Here is a 25299-nt window from a genome sequence, read left to right on the forward strand (position 1 = left end):
GTCGGCGGGGGGGCCGCTGGTCGGCGACGATGCGGCGCTGCGTTCCCTCGTGTACCGCGTCGCGCGCCAGGTGCAGCACGCCGGTCTGGCCCCACAGCCCGCCGCTGGCGGCGAATTCCGTGGCGAGGCCGGCGGCGGCGAGCGCCTGCAGGTGGCGGGAGGTGGCGAGGAAGCCGGCGCGGGTGATCTGCGCCAGGGTGTTGTCGTCGCGCGCCGGCAGCGGTCGCAGCACGCCGGCGCGGTTGCCGGAGGCGCCTGCGCCGGGGCCGGTGGCGGCGTCGATCACGGTGACTTGCCAGCCGCGTGCGGCAAGTCGGTTGGCGGCGGTGCTGCCGGCCAGTCCGGCGCCGAGCACGATCGCGCGTTTGTCGGACGGTGTCGCCGGTCGACTTGGCGCGAGCGGGGCGGTGGCCGGCAGCGTGCCGCGCAGCATCTCGCGCTTGCCCGAGAAGCCTTGCACCTTCTCCAGCTGCCAGCCGTTCGTCGCCAGCGCCTCGCACATGCCGCTGGCAACCGACCAGGTGGCGAGGGTCGCGCCGGGCGCGGCCAGCGCCGACAGTGCGGCGAGCAGCGGCGCGTTCCACAGGTCCGGGTTCTTCGCCGGCGAGAAGCCGTCGAGGTAGTAGGCGTCGGCCGAGGCGACGAGCTGCGGCGCGCAGTCGACGGCGTCGCCGAAGACGAGGTCGAGGACGACGCGGCCGCCGTCCAGATGCAGGCGGTGCAGGCCGGATACCAGCGGCGGCCATTCGCGGCGCAGTTCGCCGGCGAGCGGCGCCAGCTCCGGCCACGCGGCATGCAGCACGGCGAGGTCGTCGGCGCGGAAGGGGTGCTTCTCGAGCGAGACGAAATGCAGCCGCGCGCAGCGCCGCGGGTCGTCGCGCCAGGCCTGCCAGGTGGCGAGGAAATTGAGGCCGAGGCCGAAGCCGGTCTCGAGCACGACGAAGCGTTCGTGCCCCTGCCAGCGCTGCGGCAGGTCGTTGCCGGCGAGGAACACGTGCCGCGTCTGGCCGAGGCCGCCGGCGGCGGTGTGGTAGACGTCGCCGTAGATGTCGGAATACGGCGTGCCGTCAGCGGTGAAGCTGAGTTGGGCGGGCTCGATCATGGTGCGACCGAAGCGTCGGATCTTTCGTGGTCGAGCGAGCGCGGCTCAGGCGAGGCGTGGGTTGCCGCCGCATAGCAGCGCTATGCAAGGCAGCCCGCAACGACGCATGAGCAAGCGCAGCCGACCACAACTACTCATGGCGCCCCCGCCAAGGGGACTTATTCGCGATGCACTCCCGTGCATCACTCATGGCGCATCTGCGGGAACAGGATGACGTCGCGGATGTTGGGGCTATCGGTCAGCAGCATCACCAGCCGGTCGATGCCGATGCCGCAGCCGCCGGTCGGCGGCAGGCCGTATTCGAGCGCGCGGATGAAGTCGGCGTCGTAGTACATCGCCTCCTCGTCGCCGGCCTCCTTGGCCTTGGCCTGCGCCTGGAAGCGCGCGGCCTGGTCCTCGGCGTCGTTGAGCTCGGAGAAGCCGTTGGCGATCTCGCGGCCGACGATGAACAGCTCGAAGCGCTCGGTGATCTCCGGGTTGGTGTCGGAGGCGCGCGCCAGCGGCGAGACCTCGACCGGGTAGTCGATGATGAAGGTCGGGTCCCACAGCTCGGCTTCGGCGCAGGCTTCGAACAGCTGCAGTTGCAGGCTGCCGAGGCCGCCCGGCTTGACCGTCTCGCCGAAGGCGTTGATCTTCGCCTTCAGGAAATTCTCGTCGGCGAGTTCGGCTTCCGAGAAGCCGGGGTGCTGGGCGCGGATCGCCTCGACGATGGTCAGGCGCGCGAAGGGTTTCGACAGATCGAGCACGCGGCCCTGGTATTCGAAGACCTCGGTGCCGAGCGCCTCGCGCGCGGCCTGGCGCAGCAGGCCTTCGGTGAAGTCCATCAGGCCCTTGTAGTCCTGGTAGGCTTCGTAGAACTCCATCATCGTGAATTCGGGGTTGTGGCGCGGGCTGATGCCTTCGTTGCGGAAGTTGCGGTTGACCTCGAACACCTTCTCGAAGCCGCCGACGACCAGGCGCTTCAGGTACAGCTCCGGCGCGATGCGCAGGTAGAGCTCCATGTCCAGCGCGTTGTGGTGCGTCTTGAACGGTTTGGCCGCGGCGCCGCCGGGGATCGGGTGCATCATCGGCGTTTCCACTTCGAGGAAGCCGTGGCCGACCATGTAGTTGCGGATCGACTGGATCATCCGGCTGCGCGCGACGAAGGTGAAGCGCGACTGCTCGTTGGTGATCAGGTCGAGGTAGCGCTGGCGGTACTTCTGCTCGATGTGGGTCAGGCCGTGGAACTTCTCCGGCAGCGGGCGCAGCGCCTTGGTCAGCAGGCGGATCTCGCTGGCCTTGATGGTCAGCTCGCCGGTCTTGGTCTTCATCAGCGTACCGACGACGCCGAAGATGTCGCCGAGGTCCCAGTGCTTGAAGTCGGCGTAGGTGTCCTCGCCGACCGCGTCGCGCGTGACGTAGACCTGGATGCGGCCGGACATGTCCTGGATCGTCGCGAAGCTGGCCTTGCCCATCACGCGCTTCAGCATCATGCGGCCGGCGACTTTCACCTCGATCGGATTGGCCTCGAGCGTCTCGGCGTCCTTGTCCGAGTAAAGCTCGTCGAGGCGGCCGGCGAGGTTCTCGCGCGAGAAGTCGTTGGGGAAGGCGCGGCCGGTCTTGCGCCATTCGGCGAGCTTGGCGCGGCGCTCGGCGATCAGCTGGTTGTCATCCTGCGCCGCGGCGGCGCCCTGGTTGTTCTGGGTCTGCTCGGACATGTCGTGTCTCGCTCTGGTCAAATTCGGTGGTCAGTCTCGGGCCGCGGCCGGCGGCGCGGCGGCCTCGCCCGGGGCCTTGTCCTGGGCGTCCTGCAGCGCGCGCTGCAGCAGGAAGTCGCTGCGCTCCTTCGGCGGCAGCTTGCCGATCCAGCGCGACAGCGCCATGCGGTGGTCGCCGGGGTCGCCGCCGTTCGGCGGCAGGAAGAAGAAGCCGGTCAGTGCCTTCTCGGCCGGCGCGTAGAGCAGGTAGAGGCGCTCTTCCTTGCAGCCGCTCTGCGGATTGCAGGCGGACATCAGCGCCAGCATCCTGCCGCCGACGTCGACCGCTTCGGCGGGGAAGCCGACCGCCAGGCGTTGCGTCCAGTCGGGCAGGTCCTGGCCCTGGATCGCGGCGCGGTAGGTCTTGGCGAAGGCCGCGTCCTGCTTCAGCAGGCGCGACGGCGACTTGCCGACGAGGCCGTCGACACCGGCGGCAGCGGCCGTCGCGGTGGCGCCGGCGAGGACGAGGGCGGCGATCAGCGGTTTCGTTTTCATGCGTCAGACTCCCTGTTTCAGACTGGCCTGGATGAAGTCGTCGAGGTCGCCGTCGAGCACGGCTTGCGTATTGCCGACCTCGTGGTTGGTGCGCAGGTCCTTGATCCGCGACTGGTCGAGCACGTACGAGCGGATCTGGTGGCCCCAGCCGATGTCGGACTTGGCGTCCTCGAGCTTCTGCTGCTCGGCCTGCTGCTTCCTGAGTTCGTGCTCGTAGAGGCGGGCGCGCAGCATCTTCCACGCCTCGTCGCGGTTGCGGTGCTGCGAGCGGTCGTTCTGGCACTGCACGACGATGCCGGTCGGGATGTGCGTCAGGCGCACCGCCGAGTCGGTCTTGTTGATGTGCTGGCCGCCGGCGCCCGAGGCGCGGTAGGTGTCGGTGCGCACGTCGGCCGGGTTGATGTCGATCTCGATCGAGTCGTCGACTTCCGGATAGACGAAGACGCTGGTGAACGACGTGTGCCGGCGCGCGTTCGAGTCGAACGGGCTCTTCCTGACCAGGCGGTGGATGCCGGTCTCGGTGCGCAGGTAGCCGTAGGCGTAGTCGCCGCCGATGCGCACCGTCGCGCTCTTGATGCCGGCGACGTCGCCTTCGGACTCCTCCAGCAGCTCCGCCGCGAAGCCCTTGCGCTCGCAGTAGCGCAGGTACATGCGCAGCAGCATCGACGCCCAGTCCTGCGCCTCGGTACCGCCGGCGCCGGCCTGGATTTCCAGGAAGCAGGGGTTGGGGTCCTGCGGGTTGCTGAACATGCGGCGGAATTCGAGCGCGGCGACCTTCTCTTCGATCTCGCCGGCATCGGCCTCGACCGCCAGCAGCGTGTCGTCGTCGCCCTCGTCCTTGCCCATGTCGAACAGTTCGCGGCAGTCGGAGAGGCCGGCGTCGACCTCCTCGAGCACCAGCACCACGTCCTCCAGCGACTTCTTCTCGCGGCCCATCTCCTGGGCGCGCTTGGCGTCGTCCCAGACCTTGGGGTCTTCCAGCTCCTTGTTGAGGAGCGTCAGGCGTTCGCGCTTGTGATCGTAGTCAAAGATACCTCCGGAGCTCGCCGCTGCGCTGGGCAAGGTCGGCGAGCCGGTTGGCGATCGAATTGAGCTGTTCTGCTTCCATTTTCAGGGCAATCCTCGTGAGTGCTGTTCGGTGACGGCGCCCGGTGCGTCGCCGGGCGGAAAGCTTTGAATTATACCGCGCCCGGCTGGCGCCCGGACCCTCCGGCGGTCGATGCCGCTGTCCCGCCGGCGGCATGCCGGGCAAATTTTTGGTGCGTTGCAGCATCGATTGCACCGACATGGTGCCGGCGGACGGAGCTTGCCCCGGCGCATCGCCGGCCGCCGTCGCCGATGAAATTCCCTTGTGCAGCAAGACCTTGGCGGGTCTGGACGGTGTCCTGCAGTGCGCTGGCAAGGTCCTTGCGATGGTGATGACAAACAAGATTCGCCATGACCCCACAGAGCCCAATCATGGATACCTCGCCCGCCTCCCCCAGCACTCCGCCGCGCCGGCCGGAGAAATCGCACGGCGCTGCCCGCGCGCTCCTCGCCGGCGCCCTCGCGCTCGCCGCCGGTGGCACGCTGGCGCTCGCCGCGAGCGACCCGGCCCGCCTGCTGTGGTGGTCCGCCGCCGCTTTCCTGCTCGCCGGCGCGCTGTGGAGCGGCGTCTCGCTGCTCGCCGAGCTGCGCCGCTGGAACGCCGCGGTGCTCGATTTCTCGACGCGCCTCGAGGACGGCGACCTGACCGCGCGCATCGAGGTCGCCCGCCATGGCCTGCACGCGCCGCTGGCGGAGCGGCTGAACGCGACGGCGCGGGCGCTGGCGCGCGTCTTCGTGACGCTGTCGCGCTCGGCGCACGAACTGTCCAGCGTCGCCCACGAGACCACCAGCAATGCCGCCGGCGGCGACGAGGGCGTGCGCACGCAGCGCGACGTGACGCTGACCTCGGCGGCGACGATCGAACAGCTGTCGGTCAGCGTCGCCACCACCAGCGAGCACGCGACCACCGCCGCCGACACCGCGCTCGAGACGAGTGCCGCCGCCGGCGACGCCGCGCGGCGGATGGCGCTGCTGTCGGCGACGCTCACCGGCCTGATCGACGCCGTCGGCGACACCGCCGAGCGCGCCGAGCGCCTCGGCGCGCATTCGCTGGAGATCGACTCGATCGTCGCGATGATCTCGGAGGTCGCCGAGCAGACCAACCTGCTGGCGCTGAACGCGGCGATCGAGGCGGCGCGCGCCGGCGAGGCCGGGCGTGGCTTCGCGGTCGTCGCCGACGAAGTCAGGAAGCTCGCCGAGCGCACGCGGCTGGCGACGCGCGAAATCGGCGAGCGCATCGGCGGCATCCGCGACGAGATCGGCGTCATGGTCGCGGCGATGCGGACCACCAGCGAGCGCGCCGGCGCCAGCGGCCGCGAGGCCGCGGCGGCGGAAGCCGACATCGCCCGCGTCGCCGACAACACCGGTCGCACGCGCGACCTGGTCGGCGAGATCGCCGCCGCCTGCGCCGAGCAGAGCGCCGCCAGCCAGAGCGTGGCGCAGAACATCGAGCAGGTGGCGCAGCTCGCCGACCGCAACGAGGCGCTGGTGCGCGAGAACAGCGAGCTGTCGCGCTACCTAGACCAGCTCGCCGGGCAGCTCGCGGCAACGCTTCAGGATTATCGATACGAGTAAGAAGAAAATGAGCACATACGACTTGACCTACCTCCTCGTTCCCGCCGCCGCGGTGCCGGCGGCCTTCTGGCTGGCGCGGCGGCACGCCGGCAACGCACCGGTGTCGCCGGCGGCGCTCGCCGCCTGCGGCTCGCTGCTGCGCCTGGTGTCGCACCTGCAGCAGCACCGCGGCCTGTCGAGCGGCTGGCTGGCCGGCGACGAGGGCTTCGCGGCGCGGATGATGGCCCGCCGCGCCGACATCGAGGCGCTGCTGGCGGCGCTGTCGCCGCTGGTGCTGGCCGAGGAGAAATACGCGCGGCCGTGCATGACCGCCAACGACCTGGCGCTGTTCCGCCACCAGTGGCGGACGCTGGTCGACACGCTCGCCGACGGCAGCGTCGAGCAGAACATCGGCCGCCACACGCGGCTGATCACGCGCGTCCTCGACTGGCTCGACGCCTTCGGCGAGGCGCGCATCGAGCTGCCCGCCGGCCGTCGCCTGCCGCCCGGGCTGGTGCGCAACTACACGCACCGCCTGCCGGCGCTCGCCGAATGCCTCGGCCAGGCGCGCGCGCTCGGCAGCAGTGTCGCCGTGCAGAAGCGCTGCCCGGCGGTGTCGCGCGTCCGCCTGATGTTCCTCGCCGCGCGCGCCGAGACGCTGCTCGACCAGGCCGGCGCCGCCGCCGGTCCGGTCGGCCTGCGCGCCAGCGAGGCGGTGCGCGGCCTGGTGGTCGCGGTGCGCACCGGCATCCTCGACGCGGGCGGCGTCTCGCTCAGCGCCGACGCCTACTTCGCGCAGGCGACGCGGGCGATCGACGCCGTCTTCGCCTGGGCCGGCGACTGCGCTGCCGACATCGAGCGCCTGCTCGGCGAACGCGGCGCGTCGTTCGGCGCGGTCGCGCCGACGGCGTCGTGAGGCGGCGATGGGCGCACTGGAACAACTGATCCGCATCGCGCGGCCGATCCCGCCGTCCGGCTGGCGGGAAATCGACAGCGACCGGGTACTGCGCTCGCTGGTCAAGAACCTCGACGGCATGGTCTTCCGCTGCGCGCTCGACGCCGAATGGACGGTGCATTTCGTCAGCCAGGGCTGCCTCGCGCTGACCGGCTACCGGCCCGAGGAGATCGTCGGCAACCGCATCACTTCGTGCGAGCGCCTGACGCACGAGGATGACCGCGCCGCGGTGCGGGCGGCGATCATGGCGGCGGTCGCCGACGGCACCCGCTACGCGATCGAATACCGCATCCGCACCCGCGACGGCGTCGTCAAATGGGTGCGCGAGCGCGGTTCCGGAGTGATCGACGAGCGCGGCGAGCGCGTGCTCGAAGGCTTCATCGAGGACGTCACCGACCAGGTCGCCAGCCAGCACCGGCTGGTCGAGGCCGAGCTGCGCTTCCGCAGCATCTTCGAGAACTCGGTGATCGGCATGTTCCAGACCACCGCCGACGGCCGCTACCTCGCCGCCAACCGGGCGCTGGCCGAGCTCTACGGCTACGCCGACCCGGCGGCGCTGATCTCCTGCCTGCGCGACATCGCCGCCACGCTCTACGTCGATCCCGGCCGCCGCGCCGCCTTCGCCCGGCTGATCCAGGCGAACGGCCGCGTCATCGATTTCGAGTCCGAGGTCTTCCGCGCCGACGGCAGCCGCATCTGGATCGCCGAGAACGCGCACGCGGTGCACGGCCCGGACGGCGAACTGCTCTACTACGAGGGCACCGTCGAGGACATCACCGAACGCCGCAACTACCAGGCGCGGCTGGAGCACCAGGCGACGCACGACCCGCTGACCGGGTTGCCCAACCGCAACCTGCTCGACGACCGCCTGCGGCAGGCGGTGGCGCTCGCCCGGCGCAGCGGCGGCCGCGTGCTGCTCGCCTTCGTCGACCTCGACAACTTCAAGTTCGTGAACGACAGCCTCGGCCACGCCGCCGGCGACGTGCTGCTGGTCGAGAGCGCGCGCCGGCTGCGCGACTGCCTGCGCGGCGGCGACACCGTCGCCCGCTACGGCGGCGACGAGTTCGTGCTGATCCTGTCCGACCACGACAAGCTGGACAGCGCGCTGCACGCGCTCGAGCGGGTCAAGCAGGCGATCGCGCAGCCGCTGACGGTGAGCGGGCAGGAGCTGCGCATCGACTGCAGCATCGGCGTCAGCGTCTATCCCGAGGACGGCGCCGAGCTGCAGACGCTGCTGCGCCATGCCGACATCGCGATGCACCACGCCAAGCAGCTGGGCAAGGGGCAGTTCCAGTTCTACACCGACGTCCTCAACACCGCCGCGCACGAGCGGCTAGCGCTGGAGTCGGCACTGCGCGGCGCGATCGACCGCGGCGAGCTGTCGGTCGTCTACCAGCCGAAGGTCGACCGCGACAGCCGGCCGACCGGCTTCGAGGCGCTGGTGCGCTGGGCCAGCCCGGACTTCGGCACGGTCTCGCCGGCGCGCTTCATCCCGCTCGCCGAGGAGACCGGCACGATCGTGCCGATCACCGACTTCGTGCTGCGCACCGCCTGCCGCGAAGCGGCGCGCTGGCCGGACGCCGGCCTGTCGGTGGCGGTCAACCTGTCGGCACGGATGTTCCGCGAGCCGCAGCTCGCCGCGCGCATCGGCGCCATCCTCGCCGAGGCCGGGCTGCCGGCGACGCGGCTCGAGCTCGAGATCACCGAGAGCGCGCTGATGGGCGACATCGAGCAGACCGCCGAGACCCTGGCGGCGATCAAGGCGCTCGGCATCAGCATTGCGATCGACGACTTCGGCACCGGCTACTCGTCGCTCGCCTACCTCAACCGGCTGCCGGTCGACGTGCTGAAGATCGACCGCAGCTTCGTCACCGGCTGCGACCGCGGCGGCGAGGACATGGCCATCCCGTGCGCCATCATCTCGCTCGGCCACAGCCTGCGCATGCGCATCGTCGCCGAAGGGATCGAGGTCCCGGGGCAGATGGCGATGCTCTCGGCGCAGGGCTGCGAGGAGTTCCAGGGCTACATGATCGCGCGGCCGCTGTCGGCGGAAGCGGCGTTGGCGTTCCTGCACGGGGAGCATCGGATCAGTGCCGAGGATTGTGTTTAGCTTTTGAATCGACGGACGTGGCGGGGTATGCAACCGCTGCGTTCCGCCGCTGACCGGCGGCTCACTTTCTTTTGTCTTGCCAAAAGAAAGTAAGCAAAGAAAAGGCGCGCCCGCTGCGGCGCCCGGCTGCGCCGGGTGCTCTGCGCTACTCGGTCGCAACGGGGGCTGCGCAACTCGGGCCTGCGGCCCTCAGACAGTGCTCGCCCTTTTTCCGTTGCGCCCTGCGTTGCTCGACGCCGCACAGGGCAAGGGAAAAACCGCCGCAACCCAGGCATCGGCGGGTTCAGTTTGCGTTCGGTGTTCGGTCCCCTTTGCCTCGCGCCGAGCAACGCAGACGGGCCGGGGGTTTCGGCGAGGACTGTCTGAGGGCCGCAGGCCCGAGTTCCGCAGCCGCCCGGCCCGGCGAGTAGCGCAGGGAACCCCCGCGCAGCGGGGGCGCGAGGCCAGGGTCGCCTTTTCTTTGGTTACTTTCTTTTGGCGAAGCAAAAGAAAGTAGCTCGCCGGTCAACGGCGAAACCCAGCGGTAAATGCCGCCGGAGCGCCAGGCGAGAGCCAGATTCAGGTCGGCAGAACATCAAACGTTCTGCAAATGCTCCACCATCAACTGCACACTCTGCACGCCGTTGTACTCGTTCACGCTCAAGCGATACGCCGCCCGCACCTCATCCCCCGGCGCCTCGCCGAAGTTGAACTGGATCGCGTCGAAGCGCAGCCCGCCCGCCCGCAGGCGCAGCTTGAGGTGCTTCTCCTTGAGCACGCGCTGCTGCTCGACGGTGAACCGTCCCTCGAACAGCGGCGCCGGAAAACCCTGTCCCCAGATCTCGTTCTCCAAGAGGCGGGCGGTTTCCAGCGAGAAGTAGCCGGATTCGAGGGTGCCGTCGGTGTGCAGCGTGCGGGTGAGGTCGTCCTCGGCGAGCAGCTCGTCGGCGACCGCCGCGAACAGTTCGCGGAAGCGCGGGAAGTCGGCTTCGTCGATGGTGACGCCGGCCGCCGCGGCGTGGCCGCCGAACTTCTTCAACAGGCCCGGCGCCCGCTTCGAGACGAGGTCGAGCGCGTCCCTCAGGTGCAGGCCGGGGATCGAGCGCCCCGAGCCGCGTAGCTGGCCGCTGCCGTCGTCGGTCTCCTCGTCGGCGCGGGCGAAGGCGAACACCGGGCGGTGCAGCTTTTCCTTGATGCGCGAGGCGACGATGCCGACCACGCCCTGGTGCCAGTCGGGCTCGAACAGCGCGATGCCGGCAGTGTCTGCGACGTCCACATGTTCCAGCGCGGCCAGCGCCTGCTCCTGCATGCCGGCCTCGATCTCGCGCCGTTCCTTGTTCAGCGCGTCGAGCTGCTGTGCGATGTTGAGCGCACGCGCCGCGTCGTCGGTGGCGAGGCACTCGATGCCGAGCGACATGTCGGCGAGGCGCCCGGCGGCATTGAGCCGCGGGCCGAGCATGAAGCCGAGGTCGAAGGTCGTGGCCTTGGCCGGGTCGCGGCCGGCGGCGCGGAAGAGGGCGGCGATGCCCGGCGTCAGCTTGCCGTCGCGCATGCGCTTCAGGCCCTGGCTGACGAGGATGCGGTTGTTGCGGTCGAGGCGGACGACGTCGGCGACGGTGCCGAGCGCGACCAGGTCGAGCAGCGTCGCCAGGTTGAACTCCGCTCGCCCGTTTTCCGGCGCGAACCAGCCGCGCGCGCGCAGCTCGGCCCTGAGCGCGAGCATCACGTAGAACATGACGCCGACGCCGGCGATGCACTTCGATTCGAAGCCGCAGCCGGGCTGGTTCGGGTTCACGATGCACTCGGCGTCGGGCAGCGTCTCGCCGGGCAGGTGGTGGTCGGTGACGAGCACGGCGACGCCCAGCTCGTGCGCGCGGGCGACGCCCTCGACGCTGGCGATGCCGTTGTCGACGGTGACGATCAGGTCCGGCGACATCGTCGCCGCGAGCTCGACGACCGACGGCGACAGCCCGTAGCCATGCACGAAGCGATCGGGAACGAGGTAGCCGATCTCGGCGCCGCTGCCCTGGGCCATCGCGCGCAGCGCGCGCAGGCCGACGGCGCAGGCGGTGGCGCCGTCGCAGTCGTAGTCGGCGACGATCAGGATGCGCGCCTCGGCCTCCAGCGCGTCGGCGAGCAGCGCTGCGGCTTCATTGGCGCGGGTCAGCGAGGCCGGCGGCAGCAGCGACTTCAGGTCGTAGTCGAGCTCGGCCGCGCTCTCGATGCCGCGCGCGGCATAGATGCGCGCGAGCAGCGGGTGCAGGCCCTGCTGCTCGAGCGCCCAACTGCGGCGTGGCGGGATGTCGCGGGCGACGATGCGGGTCATGCCGAGCCTCCTTCGGCCAGCGCCTGCGCCACCGCCTGCAGCGGCTGCGGCCGCTGCCAGAAGCGCCACAGCTCGCCGCGCCCGACTTCCCAGCCGAGCTCGCCGTAGATCGTGCTGGCGCGCAGGTCGAGGCTGACCCGGCCGCGGCGGATCGCCGCAACGAGCGGCGCGAACCAGTCGCGTTCGAGCGCAGCGAGGCCGTCGCGCCAGGCTTCGGCGTCCTCGTACTGCACCGCGCGCAGCAGCGACTCGAGCGTCACCAGCACCTTGCCGTCGCCGCTTACCTGTTTTTCCAGCGCCGCGAAGCCGGCCGGTGCGGCGTGCGCCGGCACGCCGGCGCAGCGGGCCATCCCGCGCGCCAGCGGATGGTCGCTGCAGACCGCGCTCCAGTCGCTCTGCAGCCCGCGCGGCAGCGCGCCCGGTCCCCACAGCCACAGGCTGTTCACGGTCATGCGCCCGGCGTCGGCGCGGGCCTCGTTCACCGCGTGCCCGTGCAGCAGCATCTGCGCCTCGTTCAGCAGCTTGCGCAGCCAGGCGGTGCGGCCTTCCTCGGGCAGCTGCCGGTCGACGCGGCGGCCGGCCATCGCTGAGAGCGGCGGCGTCTCGAAGTCGGCGGCGGCCGAGAGGCGCAGGTACCAGCGCTCCGGCGCCGCCGCGCGAAACTCGCCGACGTCGCCGAAAAAGCGGTTCAGCTCGCCGGTCAGCGCCTCGGCCTCGGCCGCGCTGATCTCGATGCGCGTGCCGTCGGCGAGGATCAGCCGCTCCTGGTGGAAGCGCAGGTGCACCGGGTCGGCGCAGGCCCACAGCTGCTCGCCGGGATCGAGGCCCTCGCCGAGCAGGCGCAGCGCGGCGTAGGGCACGGCGCGGTCGAGGCCGAAGGCGCGGGCGATGGCGGCGTCGAAGGTGGCCGCGGTGTTCGGGCTCCGCGCGGCATCAGCGCGGCGGCCGCGCGCCAGCAGCGTTGCGAGCGCCGGGCAGGCGAGGCCGGCGAAGGTCTCGGCGTCGCCGGGTTCGGGCCAGATCAGTTCGGGGATGAGCAGCGTCAGGCGCATGGGCCGTGGATTCCGGTGGGGCAGGGAAGCGAGGGTCGAAAGTTTACCGCACTTCCCCCACCGGCCGGGATCGGGTGGTCCGGGACATGGATTCCGGGTCTGCGCAACAGAACCCGGAATCCAGGGGATTACCCGCAGCGCCCGCCGCTCACATGCCGCCGAGGCACAGGTACTTGATCGTCAGGTACTCGTCGATGCCGTAGTGCGAGCCCTCGCGGCCGACGCCCGATTCCTTGACGCCGCCGAAGGGCGCCACCTCGTTCGAGATGATGCCCTCGTTGATGCCGACCATACCGTACTCGAGCTGCTCGGCGACGCGCCAGACACGGCCGATGTCGCGCGAGTAGAAGTACGAGGCCAGGCCGGAGCGGGTGTCGTTGGCCATCCGGATGGCTTCGTCGTCGGTCCTGAAGCGGAACAGCGGCGCCACCGGGCCGAAGATCTCCTCCTGCGCGACGGCCATGTCGGTGGTCACGCCGGTGAGCACGGTCGGCGCGTAGAAGTTGCCGCCCTTGGCGTGGCGCGTGCCGCCGAGCACTGCCTTGGCACCTTTCGCGACGGCGTCGGCGACCAGGCCCTCGACCTTCTTCACCGCCGCTTCGTTGATCAGCGGGCCGATCTGCGTGCCGTTCTCCAGCCCGTCGTCGACCTTCATCGCCGCCACGGCCTCGGCCAGCTTGGCGGCGAAGGCGTCGTACACGCCGTCCTGGACCAGCAGGCGGTTGGCGCAGACGCAGGTCTGGCCGGCGTTGCGGTACTTCGATGCGAGCGCGCCGCGCACCGCGGCGTCGAGGTCGGCGTCGTCGAAGACGATGAACGGCGCGTTGCCGCCCAGTTCCAGCGAGACGCGCTTGACGGTGCCGGCGCAGGCCGCCATCAGCCGCTTGCCGACCGGCGTCGAGCCGGTGAAGGAGAGCTTCCTGACGATCGGGCTGCCGGTCAGCACGTCGCCGACCGCGGCTGGACGCGCCGTGGTGACGACGTTCAGCACGCCGGCCGGGAGGCCGGCGCGCGTCGCCAGTTCGGCCAGTGCCAGTGCCGAGAGCGGCGTCGCCTCGGCCGGCTTGACCACCGAGGTGCAGCCGGCGGCCAGCGCCGGGCCGACCTTGCGCGTGATCATCGCGATCGGGAAGTTCCACGGCGTGATCGCCGCGGTGACGCCGACCGGCTGCTTGATCACCAGCAGGCGCTTGTCGCCGCTCGGTGCCGGGATCGTCTCGCCATAGACGCGCTTGCCTTCCTCGGCGAACCACTCGATGAACGAGGCGCCGTAGGCCACCTCGCCCTTGGCCTCGGCCAGCGGCTTGCCCTGTTCGAGCGTCATCAGCACGGCGAGGTCGTCCTGGTGGGCGAGGATCAGGTCGTGCCAGCGGCGCAACAGCGCGGCGCGCTCCTTTGCGGTCTTGGCGCGCCAGGCGGGCAGGGCGGCATCGGCGGCGGCAATCGCGCGCTCGGTCTCGGTGGCGCCCATGTCCGGCACGCGGGCGATCTCGGCGCCGGTTGCCGGATTGACGACAGCGTGCTCGGCGCCGCTGTCGGCGGCGACCCAGTTACCGTCGATGAAGGCCTGCGTTTTCAGCAGGGAGGCGTCTTTCAGCAGCGTGATGCTCATTCTCGGATTCCTTTCGTGAAGTTGGGGTCAGACGGCGATGGCGGCGAGCGCGGCGCGCATCGCCTCCGGCACCGCCACCGGCTTGCCGCTCGCCCGGTCGACATAGACGTGCACGAAGTGCCCGGCCGCCGCGATTTCCTCGTCGTCGTTGCGGAACAGGCCGACCTCGTAGCGGATGCTCGAGTTGCCGATCCTGGCGACGCGGATGCCGGCGGCGACGGCGTCGGGGAAGGCCAGCGGGCGGAAGTAGCTGCACGAGGTCTCGACGACGAAGCCGACCGTCCCACCCTGATGGATGTCGAGCACGCCGCGCTCGATCAGGTACTGGTTCACCGCGGTGTCGAAGTAGCTGTAGTAGTTCACGTTGTTCACGTGGCCGTAGATGTCGTTGTCCATCCAGCGCGTCGGGATGACGCGGAAGTGGCGGTAGTCGGCGCGTTTCTGCTCGCGTGCGGACATGGCTGGCTTCCTCAGAAGGCGGCGCGGTAGATGGCCAGCGCGTCGTCGTAGGCGACGTCGCGCGGGTTGTTGACCAGCAGGCGCTGCACGTTCATGGCATCGGTGGCCAGCATCGGCAGGTCGTCTTCCTTGACCCCGGCCTCACGCAGCGTCTGCGCGTAGGGCATCGTCGCGACGCAGTCGCGGATGGCGTCGACGAAGGCGCGCGCGGCGACAGCGTCGTTGGCGCCCGCCTGTTCCGGCAGGATGGCGCGGCCGAGTTCGGCGTACAGCGCCTCCGCCTTCGGCAGGTTGAATTCGAGCACCGGCACCAGCACCAGCGAGTTGGAGAGGCCGTGCGGCAGGTGGTAGTGGCCGCCGAGCGGGTAGGCCAGCGCATGCACGGCGCCGACCGGCGCGTTGGCGAAGGCCATGCCGGCGAACAGCGAGCCGAGCAGCATGTCTTCGCGCACCTGCGCATCCTTGCCGTCGCTGACCGCCGCCTGCAGGTTGGCGAAGAGCAGCTGCAGCGCCTTCAGCGCCAGCGCGTCGGACAGCGGGTTCTTCTTCAGCCGCGTCGTGAAGGCCTCGATCGCGTGCACCATCGCATCGACGCCGGTCATCGCCGTCACTGCCGGCGGCAGGCCCAGCGTCAGGCAGCTGTCGAGCAGCGCCACGTCGGGGTAGAGCAGCGGCGAGACGACGCCCTTCTTCTCGTGGGAAGGCGTGGTCAGGATCGAGATCGGCGTCACCTCGGAGCCGGTGCCGGCGGTGGTCGGCACCTGGATCAGCGGCAGGCGCGGCCCTTTGGCCAGGCCGATGCCGTAGATCGCCGGCAGTTCCTGCGGCGTCTTCACCAGCAGGGCGACCAGCTTGGCGGTGTCGAGCGAGCTGCCGCCGCCGAAGCCGATCACGCCGTCGACGCCGGCGGCACGGGCGGCGTCCACTGCCGCCTGTACCGACACCTCGGGCGGGTCGGCGAGGACGTCGGAGAAGACGGTGACGCGCAGGCCCGCAGCCTTCAGCGAATCGACGGCGCCTTCGATCAGGCCGGCCTTGATCAGGCCGGCGTCGGTGACCAGGAATACGCGCGAGATGCCGAGGCCGCTGGCGATCTCGCCGAGGCGGTTGGCGCCGCCCTGTTCGCAGATGAGGCGGGGTGCGGTTTCGAAACTGAATTGGGACATGGTGTTTTCCTTTCAGTGGGATTGGGGTGTTAGGTGGGGGCCGCCATGGATTCCGGGTCGAGCCCGGAATGACGGGGCGTGATGACGCGCCGGTGCGAATTTCCTCCCCCGCCGTCATTCCGGGGCCGCGCAGCGGAACCCGGAATCCAGGGGAAGTCCCGCACGCCGTCATGGATTCCGGGTCAAGCCCGGAATGACGGGGGCGATGAAGCGCCTGCGCGAACTTCACCTTCGTCATTCCGGGGCCGCACAGCGGAACCCGGAATCCAGGGGAAGTCCCGCACGCCGTCATGGATTCCGGGTCAAGCCCGGAATGACGGGGGCGATGAAGCGCCTGCGCAAACTTCACCTTCGTCATTCCGGGGCCGCGCAGCGGAACCCGGAATCCAGGGGAGGTCCCGCACGCCGTCATGGATTCCGGGTCAAGCCCGGAATGACGGGGGGCGGTTGAGGTCGTCGCGGAGCTGATGAACATCGGGGGCGATTCGTCGCCGTCAGCCTGCCGTCACCACGCCGCGCTCGATGCGATAGACGCGGTCGACCAGGTCGGCGCTGTGCGTGTCGTCGGACTCGGAGAGGATCACCGACAGCCCCTCCTGGCGCAGGCCGGCGATGACTTCGGTGAGGCGGCGCGAGAGCACCGGGGCGACGCCTTCGAACGGCTCGTCGAGCAGCAGCAGCTTGCGCCCGGGCATCAGCGCACGCGCCAGCGCCACCAGCTTCTGCTGGCCGCCGGAGAGCTGCAGCGCACGGCGGGTGCGGAACTCCCGTACTTCCGGCATGCGCTCGTAGATCCACTGCAGCCGGTTGGCGGCGTCGGCCAGGCCGTTGGCCCAGGCCGGCAGCAGGACGTTCTCCTCGACGGTCAGCGCCGGGATCAGGCGCCGGTCCTCCGGCATGTAGCTGATGCCGCGGCGGGCCAGCGCGTGTGCCGGCAGCTTCTGCAGGTCTTCGCCGGCGGCGGCCATGCGCCCGGCGCTGAACGGCATCAGGCCCATGATGGAACGCATCAGCGTCGTCTTGCCGGCGCCGTTGCGGCCGATCAGGCCGACCATGCTGCCCGCCGGCACTTCGAGCGAGACTTCGCGCAGGATCGGGATGCGCTCGATGGCGACGTCGAGCGCGCGGACTTCGAGTGCGGCATTCATGCGGCTTCTCCCAGGGATTCGAGGTCGAGGTGATGGCCGATCACCAGTTCCTGCACGCGGGCATCGGCCAGTACCTCGCGCGGCGGGCCGTCGGCGATGATCTCGCCGCTGTAGAAGGCCATGATCCGCGTCACGTAGCGGGCGACGATCTCCATGTCGTGCTCGACGAAGAGCACCGTCACGCCGTGCTGGCGGACGACCGACATCACGGTATCCATCAGCGCGAACTTCTCCTCGATGCTGACGCCGCTGGTCGGCTCGTCGAGCAGCAGCATGCGCGGCTGGCTGACCAGCGCCATGGCGATGTCGACCAGCTTCCTGGCGCCCTGCGGAACGGTGCTGACCAGCGCGTCGCGGTAACGCGAAACGCCGAACTCGGCGAAGATCGCGTCGGCGCGTGCGCGCCGCTCCGGCGTATCGAGCGGGCGGAAGAACGACGGACGCGGCCCTTCGGCAGCGACCAGCGAGACCAGCGCGTTCTCCATCACGGTCAGCTTCGGAAACAGCTGCGCCACCTGGAAGGAGCGGGCCATGCCCATGCGCGTGATGTCGCGCGGCTGGCGACCGATCACCGACTTGCCGTCGAACAGGATGTCGCCGGACGAGGGCGGCAGGTAGCCGGTGACCATGTTGATGAAGGTCGTCTTGCCGGCGCCGTTCGAGCCGATGACGCCGACGATCTCGCCCTGCGTGATCTGCACGTTGAGGTCCTTGGCGGCGACGACGGCGCCGAAGGTCCGGGTCAGGCCCCGGGTTTCGAGAATCGCGCTCATTGCGACACCTCCGCGGCAGCGGGTTGCGGGCTCGTTGCGGCACGGTCTTTGCCGCTTTCCTTGCGCCGCCGTTGCACCAGGCTCCACAGCCCCTTCGGCAGGAACAGCACGAGCGCGAGCAGGATCAGGCCGAGCGTCATCTGCCACAGGTTCGGCGCCTCCTGGATGGCGAAGGTGCGGATCACCGAGAAGACGATGGCGCCGATGAAGGGCGCGACGACGTGGCCGGTGCCGCCGAGGATGGCGATGAACACGAACTCGCCCGAGGTCGTCCAGAAGGCCATGTCCGGGTCGATGTGGCCGGTGGCCAGCGCGGTCAGGCCGCCGCCCAGCGCCGAGACGCCGGCCGCGGCGACGTAGTTGGCGAAGAGCAGCCAGCGCGGCGACAGGCCGAGGTACTCGACGCGGATCTCGTTCTCGCGCACCGCCTCGGTGACGCGGCCCAGCCCCGATTCGAGGAAGCGGTGGAAGGCCAGCGCGACGCCGAGTGCGATCAGCACCGTCAGCAGGTAGAGCGCGCGCTTCTTCTCGATGCCTTCCGGCACCCAGCCGAGGAAGCTCGGCGGCGCCACGTTGAAGCCGTCGGTCGAACCGAGCGCCGACGATTTCACCAGCACGCCGTAGAGGATCATCGACAGCGCCAGCGTCAGCATCGCGTAGAAGATCTCGCGGTAGCGCGTCAGCAGGAAGCCGCAGACGAGCGCGACGACGACCGCGGCGACGGTGCCGACGGCGAGCAGCGCAAAGGCGTCGGTCAGGCCGAGGTACTGCGCGCCGAGCCCGGCGCCATAGCCGCCGACGCAGTAGAACAGCGCCTGGCCGAAGGAGACGAGGCCGGCGCGCATCTGGATGACGACGCCGAGCACCACCAGCGCCTTGGCGAAGGCCAGCGTCAGCAGGAAGGTCAGCCAGGCCGGCATCAGCCAGGCGCCGGCGGCGAGCACGGCGGCCGCGACGAGCAGCGCCGGCTGCGTCGGCGCGGAAAGGTTTTTCACGATGGACATCAGATTCTCCGGGCCAGGGTCTGGCCGAACAGCCCCTGCGGGCGGATGGCGAGCACGAGGAACATCACGCCGTAGATCACGAACAGCTCGACCTCCGGCGCCACATGCACGGCGAAGGAACGCGACAGGCCGACCAGCACGGCGCCGGCGGCAGCGCCGCCGATGCTGCCGAGGCCGCCGACGACGACCACGGCGAAGGCGAGCACGATGACTTCGACGCCGATCCCCGGCGTCACCGAGATCGCCGGCGCCGTCAGCGCCCCGGCCAGCGCGCCGAGCACGGCGCCGATGGCGAAGGTGGCGGCGAACATCGCATTGACGTTCACACCCATCGCCACCGCGATCTCGCGGTCGTGGATCACCGCGCGCAGCAGGCGGCCCTTGTTGGTGCGGTTCAGCGCGAACCAGGCGCCGAGCCCGATCAGGATCGACACCGCGATCAGCGCGAGGTCGTAGTTGGCGAAGCGCAGGCCCTCGCCGACGGCGGTCTGGCCGAGCAGGCGATAGGGCTGGTAGGCGAAGTAGGGATCGACGCCCCAGATCAGCTTGGTCGCGTCTTCAAGGATCAACAGCAGCGCGTAGGTGACGATCACCATCAGGATCTCGTCGCGGCCATGCAGGAAGCGCAGCAGGCCCTGCTCGATGGCGATGCCGACGATGGCGCCGGCGACCAGCGCACAGGCCGGCAACAGCAGATAGGCCCAGTAAGGATCGCCGCGCTCGCCGGAGAAATACCAGCCGACCAGCGAGGCCGCGGAATAGGCGCCGATCGCGTAGAAGCTGCCGTGCGCCATGTTGAGCACGCGCATGACGCCGTAGATGACGGTCAGCCCGGCGGCGACGAGGAACAGCCAGGAGGCGTAGATCGCCCCGTCGATCAGGATTGCAAGAAAATTGGACATGAGACTCCCTTCGGACGGGGCCTAAGCCCCGTCCGTACGAACGGATGAAAAACGGTAGGAAGCGGGGCTCAGCTACACTTGGCGCCCGGGAACCCGGCCTTGATCCAGTCGGCCGGCGTCGTGCCGTCCGGCGGCATCAGGCACTCGCCCGGATAGGTCTTGACCTTGGCGACGCTGGCCTTGCCGGTCTTGGCGTCGTGCTGGTATTCGCCGTAGGTGACGCTCTGCACGGCCTGGTGGCCCTTGGCGCGCGACATGTGCACGGTGCCGCTCGGTGCCTCGAAAGTCAGGCCGGTGAAGCCCTGCACGATCTGCTCGGCGGTGGGCATCGCGCCCGGCTTGGCCGCCTTCTCGGCGGCGGCCTTGAGGCCGAGGATGGCCTGCACCATCTTGTAGGCCGGGTAGGTCGGCGATTCCTTGTACTGCGCGGTGAAGTTCGGCTTGAACCAGTCGTTCAGCGCGTTCTTCGGCGAGAAGGCGCCGAACGGGCCGCGGCCGCCGATGATGGTGCCGTTCGGCACCTGGCCCTTGAAGTGCTCGATGCCGCCTTCGCCGCAGGTCAGCACCGCGGTGCGCTTGTCGAACAGGCCGCGCGCGGCGCCCTGCAGCATCATCGCTTCCATGTCGCCGCCCCAGAAGCTGGAGTGGATGATGTCCGGGTTGGCCACCGACAGCGCCGAGATCTCGGCGCCGTACTGGCCCTGCGCCAGTTTCGGCCATTGTTCGGAGACCACCTTCACCTCGGGCTTGATCTGCTTCAGCGTGAGGATGAAGTCGTTCCACGAATCCTGGCCCCAGGCGTAGTTCTGCTGGATGCTGGCCACCGTCTTCACGTCCGGGCGGGTCTCGACGATGTAGCGGGCGGCGGCGACGTTGTCGACCACCGCGTCCAGCCCGGTGCGGAACAGGTACTTCGGATTCTTCACCGTCTCGAACACCTTCGAGGTGCCGCAGTCGAAGAACACCGTCGGCACGCCCAGTTCCTCGGCCGTCGGCGCGATCGCCAGGCAGTCGCCGGAGGAGATGTAGCCGATCACGGCGTCCACCTTCTGGCGCTGCACCAGGTTGCGGAACTCCTCGGTCTGCTTCGTCGCACCGCCTGCCTCGTCGATGATCACCGTCTCGATCTCGACGCCGTTGATGCCCTTCTTGTTGTACGGCGCCGGCAGCGCGCCGGCGTTCAGCGCTTCCACCGTCAGCTTGGCGGCGTTCGCCGCCGGAACGCCGAACGGCCCGGCCGCGGCGCCGGAGAGGAAGGTGACGATGCCGATGCGGAACTTGCCGTTGTCGGCGGCCATTGCCGTCGAGGACAACGCGGCCGTCAGCGCAATGGCTGCGGCGGAAAGGTGGAGTGTACGGTTCGAGCGGTGCGCGGTGCGATGCATGAATGTCTCCTACTTGGGTGGGGGTGAAACCGGCGGACTGCCGGGGGTGCCGTGCTCACGCGCACGGCGGTTGCGAACGAGATCGAGCGGCGGCTGCAGTTCCTCCGCCCGATAGACGACCCAGCGGCCGAGCATGACCTTGGCCGGCGGGAAAGCGGTGTTCGGCACGACTTCGCCGATGGCCTGCGTCTGCAGGATCTGGTGCGTGTCCGGGTCGATGTGCGAGACATGGCCGTCCGGGTCTTCCGGCAGCGCCAGGTGCAGGCCTTCGAGGGTGCGGATGATCTGTTCGTTGCTGGCGCGCTTGCCGGCCAGCGCCAGCGAGCGGCCGATGGCCATGATCCCGGCGTAGGCGCCCTCGGCGGCGTAGGTCGGGAAGCGGCCTTCGAGCGCGAAGAAGTCGTTCACGAACTTGCGGTTGCGCGGCGTCTCCGGCCAGTTGTTGTGGTGCCGCGCCGAGAGGATCAGCCCGGCCGGCGCCTGCTCGCCGAGCGAGGCGAGCACATCGAAGTTGCCGCCGGTGTCGAAGTTGGCCAGCTTCGCCTTGTCCAGCAGCCCGGCCGCCAGCGCCTGCTTGAGGAAGGCGATGAAGTCGCCGCCCCACAGCGCGGTGACGATCACGTCCGGCTTTGCCGCCGCCAGTTCGGCGATGTGCGCCGAGTAGTCCGGTTCATAGAGGCGCGGCCAGAGGTGGCCGGCCTTCTCGTAGTTGACGCCCAGCCCGGCCAGGGCCGCCTCCAGGTCGCGCCAGGCGATGTGGCCGTAGTCGTAGTCGGGGCCGATGAAGGCCAGCCGCTTCCAGCCGCTCTTCTTCTGCATCTCGGCGAGGTAGCGCGCGCCGGCGGCCATCGAGGTCCACGTGTCGTTCGAGACGCGGAAGTAGTGGCGGTGGAACTCCTCGACGGTCAGCCGCGACGAGGCGTGGTCGGTGCCGATCATGATCACCTGCCGCGCCTTCGACACCCGGCTCACCGCCTGCGCCACGCCAGAACTGACGATGCCGCAGAGGAACTTCACCTTGTCGCGGTCGACGAAGTTCTCGGCGATGCGTGTGGCGACGGAAACCTTGGAGCGGTCGTCCTCGACCAGGATGCGCAGCTTGGGCACCGCGCCGGCCGGCACGGTGCTGGCAAATTCGGCTTGCAGATCGGCCAGCGCCAGCTTCATGCCGGCAATGCTGTCGCGCCCGTAGATCGCCGCGCGCCCGGCCAGCGGGAACATGCAGCCGACCGTGGCATCGGCGGCGCGCGCCGAAGCCCCGAACTCGATCCGCGCCTGCCCGGCCAGCGGCCAGACGAGCAGCGCCGCCGCCAGCAGGCGGACGAGGCGAGGTGCAACAGCGGCGACGGTGCGAATTGATAGGGACATCTTCTCCTCCAGTGGCAGGTACGTGATGCCGCCTATTTTGAGCGCCTAGGGCGGGATTCAGGTACCGGCGGAGGAGGGAATTGCAAGCGATGTGCCAGAACTGGCGCGTTGCCCGGAATCGCCCGGAGGGCGGGCGTTGCGGAGAATCGGAGCGGAAAGTGCTAGCGGCGATGAGCGGCGCGCGCTGCGCGGGTGAGCGGAAAACGCTCGGTGGGGGAAGGGTGGGGTGAGCGGAAAGCGCTCATTGGGGGTGGCGAGTACCTTCGGCGATAAAACCGTCATTCCGGCGAAAGCGCCCCGCAGGAAGTACCCTTGGGGTGCCGGAATCCAGAGAACGGGGTGATCAGGGTTGGCATAGCGGCAGCCCGTTTGGCCGCCAATGGATTCCGGGTCAAGCCCGGAATGACGAGGATGCTCTCAGCGGTAACGCTGTCATTCCAGCAATGCCTTCAGTCCATCACGAGACTCTGAGTTAGCCGCGTCATGCGGCTTTGTGTGGTACCAACTTGACTTGAAGATCGCAGCCGACCGCTTCGGCGTAACGCTTTAGCGTGGCGAGCGATGGCGCATGCTTGCCGGCGGACTCGAGTCGGGAAATAGCACTTTTTGTCGTACCCATGCGTTCGGCAACCGCATCCTGCGTAAGACCGGCTCGCGCTCTCGCCTTCAGCATCTGGCTGGCAAGCTGATATTCGAGCGCAAGCGCCTCGTAGGCTTCGGTAAAGCCGTCGCGCTTCTGCGCCTTGGCAAGAAACTTCTTGTGGTCATGGGCCACAGGGTTGAATTTCAGATCAGGCATCTCGAACCTCCTTCAGGCGCTGACGCGCCAGCTTCAACTCGCGGTCCGGTGTCTGCTGCGTTTTCTTGATGAACGCATGCAGCACGATGACGCGCTTGCCGAGCAAAAAACAGTAAAACGCACGGCCAATACCGCTACGGCCCTTGGGGCGCAATTCAAACAGGCCATCACCAAAGGCGCGCGAATGCGGAAGCCGAAGGCTCGGGCCATGCTCCGCAAGCAACTCGACGAGCCGCGCGTAGTCAGCCAGAACATCGACCGGCCACGACTCGACCTCATGGAGGACTCGTTCGTGGAAGTATTCGATGTTGAAAGACATGGTCCTATGTTAGCAAATATGAGAACTTCTGCCCAGCGGAGTCACGTGTTCTACTGGGGGCGGAGGCAAAGTGAAATGTCTCTGACCTTGCGCGCAGATAGCCGTTCGGCATCAAGAAGGCGCTGTTCGATCAACTCGGCCTTGCGGGTTTGGACAGCAAAATAGGTTTGAGCGAAGGCGATCTCCTGCTTTTTCGGGTCGCCGTTCTGGGCGACCAGATAGCAGGCATCAGTAGTGTCCGACAGATTTCGAGGGTGATGACTCGAATGCCGCATGAGACAAGGGTTTTGTGATTTTCATGGGTGTTAACGACTTGAACGTCGAGCGAGCAATTTGGCAGTCTTCCCGGATTTCACCGGGAGGCGCTGATGTATGCCGGCAAGCTCGTGTTCGCCCAGGTCATGGAGTTTGCGCCGTGGCACACCTTCGAACTATAGGGGTCAGCTTCGATTCCCCGCTGGATAAACGAAGGCGGTATCTCGTTCCATGAACCAAGAGTGCTTTTAATAAGGGAACTTTTTATTAAAAATTTTTGTGCTTATTTAAATAAAAGCACGTGATGCCACGCTAATAGAGCTCCATTTTTCCAAAACATCACCCCCGCATCCGGTCGCGCCTGGCCAACTCCGGAAACAGCCGAACCCACGCAGCCGACACCAGCAGGGTGCCGACCCCGCCCATCACCACCGAACCCACCGGGCCGAACAGGGCGGCGGTGGCGCCGGATTCGAATTCGCCGAGCTGGTTCGAGGCGCCGATGAAGATCGAATTGACCGCCGACACCCGGCCGCGGATTTCGTTGGGGGTTTCGATCTGCACCAGGGTCTGGCGCATGACGACGCTGATGTTGTCGAAGGCGCCGGTGACGGCCAGCGCGATCAGCGACAGCGTGAAATGTTCGGACAGCCCGAAAACCACGGTGGCCACGCCGAAGATGGCCACCGAGCTCATCAGCCAGGGGCCGACCTTGCGCTGGATCGGCCAGCGCAGCAGGATGGCCGACATCAGCAGCGCGCCGGCCGCCGGCGCTGCGCGCAGCAGCCCGAGTCCTTGCGGCCCGGTGTGCAGGATGTCGCGGGCGTAGATCGGCAGCAGCGCCGTGGCGCCGCCGAGCAGCACGGCGAACAGGTCGAGCGAGGTGGCGCCGAGCAGCAGCTTGTGGTTCCAGACGAAGGTGAAGCCGGCCAGGATGCTGCTCAGCGAGGTCTTTTCCTTCGACGGCTCGTAGCGGTCATGCACCCCCTGCATCAGCAGGAAGGCCAGCAGCATCAGCCCGGTGCAGGTGCCGTAGACCTTGTCGGCACCGGCCACATAGATTGCGCCGCCGACCGCCGGGCCGCAGATGATGGCGGCCTGCATGCCGGTGGTGGCGAGCGTCACGGCGCGCTCGAGCAAGGTGAGGGGAACGAGCATCGGCACCAGCGCCTGCTGGGTCGGCATCTGGAAGGCGCGGCAGGCGCCGAGCACGATCGACAGGCCGAAAATCAGTTCTCGGGAAATGAAGCTGTTCTCGGTGGCGAGCAGCAGCACGAGCGCCACCAGCCCCTGCACCAGCACGCAGGTGGCGAAGATCCGGCCGCGCCGCAACTTGTCGACCAGATGACCCGCCGGCAGCGTCAGCAGCAGCGCCGGCACGAACTGAAACAGGCCGACCAGGCCGAGATCCCAGGCGCTGCCGGTGATGTCGTAGAGCTGCCAGGCGACGGCGACCATCAGCATCTGCTGCGAGAGCGTGGCGGACAGGCGGGCGAGCCAGAAATAGGTGAATTGGCGCTGGGCGAAAAGTTCGGCGAGGGTGGGCTTGTGGGTGGGCGTGTTCATGGCTGGGAGCTTAGCAAAGATCGCTTTGCCGGAATGACGTGCCCCCGACACCGGCGCCTGCCCCCTGTCATTCCGGGCTTGACCCGGAATCCATTGCGGCCGCTTCGGTCGTCGCAGGGCCAAGCGCAAATGCCCCGTTTTCTGGATT

21 protein-coding genes and 1 pseudogene are annotated in these 25299 nt (G+C 68.8%); 3 read left to right on the forward strand and 19 right to left on the reverse strand.

The annotated features are described in order from the left end of the window. Positions 1 to 46 precede the first annotated feature (46 nt). The 5 genes and pseudogenes from mnmC2 to IWH25_RS11790 form a co-directional block, all read right to left on the reverse strand. Positions 47 to 1102: pseudogene (gene mnmC2, locus IWH25_RS19280) on the reverse strand (tRNA (5-methylaminomethyl-2-thiouridine)(34)-methyltransferase MnmC2); the annotation flags it as partial. Positions 1103 to 1284: 182 nt separating this feature from the next. Then, positions 1285 to 2799, reverse strand: coding sequence for a lysine--tRNA ligase (lysS, locus tag IWH25_RS11775; protein WP_203385993.1), 1515 nt, complete (start codon positions 2797 to 2799; stop codon positions 1285 to 1287). A 30-nt stretch (positions 2800 to 2829) separates the two neighbouring features. Continuing rightward, on the reverse strand, positions 2830 to 3333 hold the full coding sequence (locus IWH25_RS11780; protein WP_203385994.1) for an Ivy family c-type lysozyme inhibitor: 504 nt from the start codon (positions 3331 to 3333) through the stop codon (positions 2830 to 2832). 3 nt (positions 3334 to 3336) lie between these two features. Next, positions 3337 to 4441, reverse strand: a protein-coding gene (prfB, locus tag IWH25_RS11785; protein ID WP_203385995.1) for a peptide chain release factor 2 whose coding sequence is annotated in 2 segments (ribosomal slippage) — positions 3337 to 4359 and positions 4361 to 4441 — 1104 coding nt in all. Because the reading frame shifts where the segments join, the coding sequence is not laid out codon by codon here. Beyond that, on the reverse strand, positions 4358 to 4762 hold the full coding sequence (locus IWH25_RS11790) for a hypothetical protein (RefSeq protein ID WP_203389313.1): 405 nt from the start codon (positions 4760 to 4762) through the stop codon (positions 4358 to 4360). The genes prfB and IWH25_RS11790 overlap by 84 nt, the downstream gene beginning before the upstream one ends. A 29-nt stretch (positions 4763 to 4791) precedes the next feature. On the opposite strand from IWH25_RS11790, the gene IWH25_RS11795 reads away from it, so the two are divergent. Genes IWH25_RS11795 through IWH25_RS11805 form a run of 3 tightly spaced genes read left to right on the forward strand, consistent with a single transcriptional unit; the run spans position 4792 to position 9038 of the window. Then, positions 4792 to 5994, forward strand: coding sequence for a methyl-accepting chemotaxis protein (locus IWH25_RS11795; protein ID WP_203385996.1), 1203 nt, complete (start codon positions 4792 to 4794; stop codon positions 5992 to 5994). A gap of 7 nt (positions 5995 to 6001) precedes the next feature. Continuing rightward, complete coding sequence (locus IWH25_RS11800) at positions 6002 to 6889, forward strand: nitrate- and nitrite sensing domain-containing protein (RefSeq protein WP_203385997.1); 888 nt, start codon at positions 6002 to 6004, stop codon at positions 6887 to 6889. A gap of 7 nt (positions 6890 to 6896) precedes the next feature. Then, positions 6897 to 9038 (forward strand): putative bifunctional diguanylate cyclase/phosphodiesterase, encoded by a 2142-nt coding sequence (locus IWH25_RS11805; RefSeq protein WP_203385998.1) that lies wholly within the window; start codon positions 6897 to 6899, stop codon positions 9036 to 9038. Between the two features lie 574 nt (positions 9039 to 9612). Here the strand turns inward: IWH25_RS11805 and recJ are convergent. From recJ to IWH25_RS11875, 14 genes are all read right to left on the reverse strand, one after another. Continuing rightward, positions 9613 to 11343: a single-stranded-DNA-specific exonuclease RecJ gene (recJ, locus tag IWH25_RS11810; RefSeq protein WP_203385999.1), complete on the reverse strand. Its 1731-nt coding sequence runs from the start codon at positions 11341 to 11343 to the stop codon at positions 9613 to 9615. Continuing rightward, on the reverse strand, positions 11340 to 12395 hold the full coding sequence (locus tag IWH25_RS11815; RefSeq protein ID WP_203386000.1) for a hypothetical protein: 1056 nt from the start codon (positions 12393 to 12395) through the stop codon (positions 11340 to 11342). Before IWH25_RS11815 ends, recJ begins: the two co-directional genes overlap by 4 nt. A 148-nt stretch (positions 12396 to 12543) precedes the next feature. Next, positions 12544 to 14007, reverse strand: coding sequence for an NAD-dependent succinate-semialdehyde dehydrogenase (locus tag IWH25_RS11820; RefSeq protein ID WP_203386001.1), 1464 nt, complete (start codon positions 14005 to 14007; stop codon positions 12544 to 12546). Between the two features lie 27 nt (positions 14008 to 14034). Next, the gene (locus IWH25_RS11825) at positions 14035 to 14466 is read right to left on the reverse strand and encodes an acyl-CoA thioesterase (protein WP_203386002.1); all 432 of its coding nucleotides are present in this window, start codon (positions 14464 to 14466) and stop codon (positions 14035 to 14037) included. A gap of 11 nt (positions 14467 to 14477) precedes the next feature. Next, entirely contained in the window at positions 14478 to 15632 is a 1155-nt protein-coding gene (locus IWH25_RS11830) for an iron-containing alcohol dehydrogenase (RefSeq protein ID WP_203386003.1), read from the reverse strand. Between the two features lie 494 nt (positions 15633 to 16126). Continuing rightward, on the reverse strand, positions 16127 to 16780 hold the full coding sequence (locus IWH25_RS11835; RefSeq protein WP_203386004.1) for an ABC transporter ATP-binding protein: 654 nt from the start codon (positions 16778 to 16780) through the stop codon (positions 16127 to 16129). Beyond that, positions 16777 to 17553 carry an ABC transporter ATP-binding protein gene (locus tag IWH25_RS11840; protein ID WP_203386005.1) on the reverse strand — a complete coding sequence of 259 codons (777 nt, stop codon included), beginning with the start codon at positions 17551 to 17553 and terminating at the stop codon, positions 16777 to 16779. The genes IWH25_RS11835 and IWH25_RS11840 overlap by 4 nt, the downstream gene beginning before the upstream one ends. Next, complete coding sequence (locus IWH25_RS11845; RefSeq protein ID WP_203386006.1) at positions 17550 to 18557, reverse strand: branched-chain amino acid ABC transporter permease; 1008 nt, start codon at positions 18555 to 18557, stop codon at positions 17550 to 17552. The genes IWH25_RS11840 and IWH25_RS11845 overlap by 4 nt, the downstream gene beginning before the upstream one ends. Continuing rightward, complete coding sequence (locus tag IWH25_RS11850) at positions 18557 to 19459, reverse strand: branched-chain amino acid ABC transporter permease (RefSeq protein WP_203386007.1); 903 nt, start codon at positions 19457 to 19459, stop codon at positions 18557 to 18559. Before IWH25_RS11850 ends, IWH25_RS11845 begins: the two co-directional genes overlap by 1 nt. 68 nt (positions 19460 to 19527) lie before the next feature. Beyond that, positions 19528 to 20844: an ABC transporter substrate-binding protein gene (locus IWH25_RS11855; RefSeq protein WP_203386008.1), complete on the reverse strand. Its 1317-nt coding sequence runs from the start codon at positions 20842 to 20844 to the stop codon at positions 19528 to 19530. A gap of 9 nt (positions 20845 to 20853) precedes the next feature. Continuing rightward, positions 20854 to 22212: an ABC transporter substrate-binding protein gene (locus IWH25_RS11860; RefSeq protein WP_203386009.1), complete on the reverse strand. Its 1359-nt coding sequence runs from the start codon at positions 22210 to 22212 to the stop codon at positions 20854 to 20856. 481 nt (positions 22213 to 22693) lie between these two features. Further along, on the reverse strand, positions 22694 to 23011 hold the full coding sequence (locus IWH25_RS11865) for a helix-turn-helix domain-containing protein (protein ID WP_203386010.1): 318 nt from the start codon (positions 23009 to 23011) through the stop codon (positions 22694 to 22696). After that, on the reverse strand, positions 23004 to 23330 hold the full coding sequence (locus IWH25_RS11870) for a type II toxin-antitoxin system RelE/ParE family toxin (RefSeq protein ID WP_203386011.1): 327 nt from the start codon (positions 23328 to 23330) through the stop codon (positions 23004 to 23006). Before IWH25_RS11870 ends, IWH25_RS11865 begins: the two co-directional genes overlap by 8 nt. A gap of 594 nt (positions 23331 to 23924) precedes the next feature. Then, the gene (locus tag IWH25_RS11875) at positions 23925 to 25151 is read right to left on the reverse strand and encodes an MFS transporter (protein ID WP_203386012.1); all 1227 of its coding nucleotides are present in this window, start codon (positions 25149 to 25151) and stop codon (positions 23925 to 23927) included. Between the last annotated feature and the right edge of the window lie 148 nt (positions 25152 to 25299).

This window comes from Azospira restricta, assembly GCF_016858125.1.
In the GTDB taxonomy this organism is placed as follows: Bacteria; Pseudomonadota; Gammaproteobacteria; order Burkholderiales; family Rhodocyclaceae; genus Proximibacter; species Proximibacter restrictus.